Genomic DNA, 6,407 nt, shown 5'->3' with positions numbered 1-6,407 from the left:
TATCAGTTAAGTAGTCATGCAAAATTAATTACCTGCCCGATCGAGCTAAAACCCTTACGGGGCAATGATCGTCATGTGTAAATAATTTTGCCTAGGTACTTATCAGTTATCAGTTATCAAATGTGAGGCGATTTTTGTCAATTGTTTTTGCTCTAGAGCGAACTAATCAATTAAGTCTCTTGCCAGATAAGGATTTAGTCGATTTATGCCCCCCTATCGAACCATAACAAGTAACGAAGAGCCTCATTTCACTGATTACTGTTCACTGCAAATAGCTTGAATTGTGCTGTTTTGTCATTTTTCACTGGTGGGGGGTTGTTGAACGATAAATTGGGGATAGAGTTGCATTTGCTTAGGATTTAAAGAAGGTCGAGAGATAGTCAAAACTTTTTGTTTAGCTAACTCTTGAGTCATGGTATCTAAAGTTTGAGCGATACGCAAATTATATTCTAATTGTTCCCCAGAAGAAAGCAGATTACTTAAGCCATCAATTAAACGTCTTAAATTCTCGCGAAATTGGGGATCACCGATTAAATCATCAATATCGGAGGTGATTTTTTGAGTATTTTCAAAAGTCACCCGAGCAGATTCGAGAGTTTTTTGCAACACGACAATTGTAGCAGGATCGTTAATAGTTTTAGTAATTTCTCGTAAATTATTCGATGTTTCCACCGCATTATTCAAAATCGTCTCGATATTTTGCATGACTTGTTTAGTATCAATTTCATCTAAACCAGCATTCAACCTCAGGGCGGTATTATTGAGATTATTAGCGAGACTACCAATACCTAAACTAGCTTGATTAATATTATCGAGAGTATTAACAATTTGTCCCCGATTTTCGCTGAGAACACCATTAAGATTAGCGACTAATTGGGAAGATTGTTGAAAAGTTCTGCTGATTTGACTGCGATTTTCCTGAACCGTACTATCTAAAGTATTGATAAAACGCGAGGCATTATTAGCCGTATTAGTCACCGAGCGACTGGTGGCGGCTAATTCCAAAGATAGACGAGAAATTTCTCTTTGGGCATTACGGATAGTTTGGGAGGTATCATCGGATAAACGGGCGATTTTTTGGGCCGCTATAGCGGTATTTTTGGTGACATCATTGAGATTACCCACAAATTCAGGACTGGTAAAAGTATCCACTAAACGACCAACACTAGACATTAATTGTGTTCCTGTTGTCCCCTGTAAACGACTATTATTACAGAGAATTAACTCTTGATCACAGTCGGGACCCAGAGGGTCGAGATTTTTGGCCTCAGCACTTAAAGAAACTAAGGGAGTGATATCGATGGCTGCCTCCCCAATTAATCCAGAAAGATTGGTAGTAACAGTTACCTTCCTAGGCATAACTAAAGTAGCAGAAGCAATCTCGGCAATAACTTCCACTTGATTACTCCCCGGGATAAAACTCGTAATTCTTCCCACTCTCACCCCGCGAAAACGTACCGGCGCCCCGACTTGTAACCCTTCCACGTCAGCAAACTCGAAGATTAATTGATAGGTTCTTTGACCAAATCCTCCCCCGCGAACCCAGATAGCGAGCGCCCCAAAGACCAATAATCCGCCTAGGGCAAACAAACCTAGTCTTCCTTCCCGTAAAGCTCGCGAACTCTGCATGATTTTTCTCTCATTCTCGATAGTTCTTAATTTAGCTTAATCTAGCTTAAACGATTGTCCTAATCGGACCTTCAATGCTGGCACTAAAAAATTGCCGAATCATGGGATGATCGGTACGATCGATATCTGCCACTAATCCCTGCCATTGCACTTTTCCCTGATAGAGAAATACTACTCGATCGGCGGTGCGTCGGATGGTACTTTGTTGGTGAGAAACCATTACATAAGTGTTCGCAGACCCCGATTTTTCATGGAGAGTCCGCACTAGATCCTCGATAATTGTGGAAGCTATCGGGTCTAATCCCGCGGTAGGTTCATCATATAGCAATAATTCGGGATTATCGGCCTGATTATCGGGATTAGTGATAATAGCGCGGGCAAAAGCCACCCGTTTACGCATTCCCCCCGATAGTTCCGAAGGATAAAGGTCACTAATTCCCTGTAAACCGACCATTTCCAGGCTTTTTTCCACTAATTCCCTAATTCTGGCTTTTTTTAACTTAGTTTGTTCATAAAGATAAAAACCGACATTTTCCCCGACGGTGAGAGAATCAAACAGGGCCGTTTGTTGAAAAACCAAGGAAGTTCGCATCGCTTCTCGACCATCTTCTAGCAATCCCTGACGCAATTGACCTTTAATACGAATTTCTCCCGCATTTATCCCCGTTAATCCCGCAATTACTCGTAAAACCGTCGATTTTCCCGTTCCCGACGGTCCGATAATTACCAGGGCCTCCCCTCGATAAATGGTTAAATCTAAACCTTCGAGAATAACGTTATCCCCGAATCTTTTCGATACTCCTCTCAATTCAATTAACGGTTCTTTCATCGTCGCTTAATTATCTTATAACCTCTGGAATTTTAGGGAGATGGGGAAGTGGGAAGTATTTTCAGTGAACAGTAAACAGTAATCAGTCAACAGTAATCAGTGAACTGAAAACTGATAACTGATAACTGATAACTCAGGGTAAGCGCATCTTAACAATCCTTGACAAAATGAACTTTATATGAGTTGCTTACCCAGAGAGCGATTCAGGCATATTTGAGGAGAATTGGCCATCTCAATTGTTAAGCAAAAATCGACCAAATGTGAAGATTTCGTAACTATTCTGATTGACTGGTATCACCTGAAATGCCCACACAGCAAGCGGATCACAAAATTGGCCAATTGTCAATAGCTTTTGAGATGCTCTCACCCTGACTGATAACTGATAACTGATAACTGATAACTGATAACTGATAACTGATAACTGATAACTGATAACTGATAACTGATAACTGACTCGATTCTGGCTGCTATAGTAGAAAAGCACCCATTGCTGACGATATCTGAGGTAGATTGCCGTGACTATTGCTTTAGACCAACTGCTCACCCCCGACATTTTTCGACCGGCGCGTTATTTGGGCAACGAGTTAGGTGCTAAACATAAAGAATGGGCAAGTGCTGTGGTTCGTTGGGTGTTAACCTATCCGGAAGTGTACGAAGTGGGGGCATCTAACCTCGGCCATATTATCCTCTACAATATCCTCAATGCTCAACCCCGCCAACTTTGCGATCGCACTTATCTACCCGCACCGGATTTAGCCCAAAAACTCAAACAGACAAAAACCCCCCTATTTGCCCTAGAATCCCGTCGTTGCCTCACCGATTTTGATATTCTGGGTTTTAGTCTCAGTTACGAGCTAGGAGCCACCAATATTTTAGAAATGCTCGACCTAGCGGCAATTCCCTTGACTTGGAGAGAAAGAGACTCAGGTAACTATCCGCTAATTTTTGCCGGGGGACAAACTGCCACCTCTAACCCCGAACCCTACGCCGACTTTTTTGATTTTATCGCCCTCGGTGATGGCGAAGAATTATTGCCAGAAATCGGTTTAATTTTAGAAGAAGGTAAACTAGCTAATCTAAGCAAAGAAGAACTATTGCTAGATTTAGCCCAAATTCCGGGGGTATATGTCCCCCGTTTCTACGATGTCACCCCAATCGGTGCAGTTATCCCCAATCGTGACGATGTACCGAAAAGAATTTTACGCCGGGTAGCTACTCCTATCCCAGCCTATTCTATCGGTTTAGTTCCCTTCGTGGAAACGGTTCACGATCGCCTGGTGGTGGAAATTCGTCGCGGTTGCACTCGGGGATGTCGTTTTTGTCAACCGGGGATGTTAACCCGTCCTGCGCGGGATGTGCAACCAGAAGCAGTCATCGAATCGATTGAAAAAGGAATGCGAGCGACGGGATATAATGAATTTTCCTTATTATCTCTCAGTTGCTCCGATTATCTAGCTTTACCTGCCGTGGGTATGGAGATTAAAAACCGTCTCCAGAATGAGAATATATCTCTATCGTTACCCAGTCAAAGAGTCGATCGCTTTGACGAAAATATTGCTAACATAATTGGGGGCAATCGTCAATCGGGTTTAACCTTTGCACCGGAAGCGGGAACCCAACGGATGCGCGATGTGATTAACAAAGGGTTAACCAACGAAGAACTACTCAGAGGGATAAAAACTGCCGTCGAACAGGGTTGGGATAAGGTCAAACTCTATTTTATGATCGGTTTGCCAGGGGAAACCGATGTGGATGTCATCGGTATTGCGGAAACGGTGCGTTGGTTGCGTCGGGAATGTCGTTTACCGAAGCGGAAACCCCTCGATTTTACCATAACTATCTCGAATTTTACCCCTAAACCCCATACCCCCTTCCAGTGGCATTCCGTCTCAACGGCCGAATTTATCCGCAAACAGGAGTTATTAAGACAGGAATTCCAAGGCATGAGAGGGGTAAAAGTCAATTATACCGATGTCCGCATCTCGGCCATGGAAGATTTTATCGGTCGCGGTGACAGAAGTTTAGGGAAAGTGGTGCTGTGCGCTTGGCAATTGGGAGCCGGGATGGATGCTTGGTGGGATAATACGGAAAAAGCCTATCAAGCATGGTCACAGGCGATCAAAGAATCCGGTTTAACTTGGAAATATCGTCAGGTAGAACAGGGAGAATGGAATATTTTTGCCGATACAGACAAAGATATTTTAGAGCGTCCTTTGCCCTGGGATCATCTGGATACCGGTATCGATAAAAAATGGCTAGAGGAGGACTTAAAACGCGCCCTAGACGCGGCAACGGTTCCCGATTGTTCTTTTGAGGGTTGTTCCCATTGTGGCGTTTGTAGCGTCGATTTTGGCCATAATATCGTTATTGAAGCGCCTCCGATTCCCGCTTTTGCCGGACATTTTCAACCCAATCAAGAACGCGCCCAAAGAATTCGGGTTTGGTTTGGCAAAATTGGCGAAATAGCCCTAGTTAGCCACTTGGATCTGGTGCGTTTATTTGATCGCGTCGTCCGTCGGGCTGCTATTCCCATTTCCTTTACCGGTGGATTTCACCCCGGTCCGCGCATTTCGATCGCAAATGCCTTATCCTTGGGAGCAACCAGTAGCGGTGAGATTGTCGATTTTGAATTGACAAAAGTGATGGATTTAGAGAGGTTTAAACAGCAATTAAGCGCACAATTGCCCGCAGATTTACCAGTTTATCAGGTGGAAGAAATTCCCTTAAATGCCCCTGCTGCCACCCGTTTGTTAGAAAAAGCCGAGTATTTGCTCACTTTTAATAGCGAGGGAATTGACTGTCAACAGTGGCAAAATTGGCTCGAGGCAATTAAGCAAGCAACGGTGATGGAACGGGAAAAAACCACCAAATCCGGCAAAAAAGTCACGATTAATCTGCGAGAACAATTATATGAATTAGAGTTAAAAACTGTTGACAATCAAGCCGTTTTGTGCTATGTGGGCAGTTGTCGCAATGATGGCACTTTACTGCAGCCCGATCATATCGTCGAGATGTTAGAAAGGGTTTCTGGCCAAGAACTTTCGCTGCTGAATTTTCATCGTCAGCGCTTGATTTTAGGGGCTTAACCATCGTCAACTGTTCCCTTTATACTAAACTAAGTAGTCGTGCAAAATTAATTTCCTAGTCGAGACTCCGAGACAGGAGACTCCGAGACAGGAGACTCCGAGACGGGAGACTCCGAGACAGCTATTAGGGATCGGATTTGAGTTTTCAGTTCACTGTTTACTGATCACAGCAGAATTCTGACGGAGTAGTGGCTTAGATGTGTAATTAATTGTGCTTAGATACTTAAGAGAGTCAGCTAATCTTGATCGACTAATTCTAAGGAATCATCAATCAAAGCTGGCCGATAATTTTGAACAACCATCGGTAAAAAAGCCCCTCTTAAACCCTTTTTTATTCTCTCGGCCGTTTGATCAAAAACCACAAATAAAGGATGAATTTTTTCTGCACCTTCACTAAACATATGTTGTTCTCTGGGGGGCATTAACCATTCATATTCTTTATCTAAACAGATTTGGGTTTCGCGCCAGCGTTTCAACAAATCAGAGAAATCTTCCCCCGGACGATGGATAAAAATCAGGATTTCTGAACCTAATTTAATTTTCCATTCCGGATCACACATCAGAATAGCCAAATCACAGGCTAATTGTACCGTCTTTCTAGATTCAAGGCCAGAAGGTGGACGAATTCTGACCAAGGGCAAGGGAATAGTAATTAAACTCTCTTCAGGACGACGCAGACTAGGAATTAACTCTAAATAGGGGCGATATTGTCGCAATAATTCGATCGCCCCTTCACGACAGCTGTATTCCGCTAATAAAGTTTCGTAAGACACAGATTCACCTAATCAAATAAAGGGAGATGAAAATTAAAATTTTTCTGATTTCAAGCTACCGACGACTAACTGATAACGGAAATGACTCCT

General features: G+C 43.1%; 5 protein-coding genes. 1 reads left to right on the top strand and 4 read right to left on the bottom strand.

Annotation, left to right across the window (positions count from 1 at the left end):
* Positions 1–294 precede the first annotated feature (294 nt).
* The 3 genes from EWV66_RS03110 to EWV66_RS03100 all read right to left on the bottom strand — a co-directional run bounded on the left by EWV66_RS03110 (position 295) and on the right by EWV66_RS03100 (position 3,002).
* Positions 295–1,629: an MlaD family protein gene (locus EWV66_RS03110; RefSeq protein WP_052275800.1), complete on the bottom strand. Its 1,335-nt coding sequence runs from the start codon at positions 1,627–1,629 to the stop codon at positions 295–297.
* Between the two features lie 46 nt (positions 1,630–1,675).
* The gene (locus EWV66_RS03105) at positions 1,676–2,458 is read right to left on the bottom strand and encodes an ABC transporter ATP-binding protein (protein ID WP_287108523.1); all 783 of its coding nucleotides are present in this window, start codon (positions 2,456–2,458) and stop codon (positions 1,676–1,678) included.
* A gap of 232 nt (positions 2,459–2,690) precedes the next feature.
* Positions 2,691–3,002, bottom strand: a complete 312-nt coding sequence (locus tag EWV66_RS03100; protein ID WP_287108521.1) for a hypothetical protein — start codon at positions 3,000–3,002, stop codon at positions 2,691–2,693.
* Between EWV66_RS03100 and EWV66_RS03095 the strand changes: the two genes are divergently transcribed.
* A complete protein-coding gene (locus tag EWV66_RS03095) occupies positions 2,974–5,544 on the top strand; it encodes a TIGR03960 family B12-binding radical SAM protein (RefSeq protein ID WP_287108520.1) in 2,571 nt (856 codons plus the stop codon). The two genes, EWV66_RS03100 and EWV66_RS03095, sit on opposite strands and share 29 nt — an antisense overlap.
* 236 nt (positions 5,545–5,780) lie before the next feature.
* Here EWV66_RS03095 and EWV66_RS03090 read toward each other — a convergent pair whose 3' ends face one another.
* Positions 5,781–6,317, bottom strand: a complete 537-nt coding sequence (locus EWV66_RS03090; protein ID WP_052275797.1) for a hypothetical protein — start codon at positions 6,315–6,317, stop codon at positions 5,781–5,783.
* Positions 6,318–6,407: the final 90 nt, after the last annotated feature.

The organism is Microcystis sp. M_OC_Ca_00000000_C217Col (assembly GCF_007095585.1).
In the GTDB taxonomy this organism is placed as follows: domain Bacteria; phylum Cyanobacteriota; class Cyanobacteriia; order Cyanobacteriales; family Microcystaceae; genus Microcystis; species Microcystis panniformis.
This window is presented reverse-complemented; position numbering and strand designations above follow the sequence as displayed.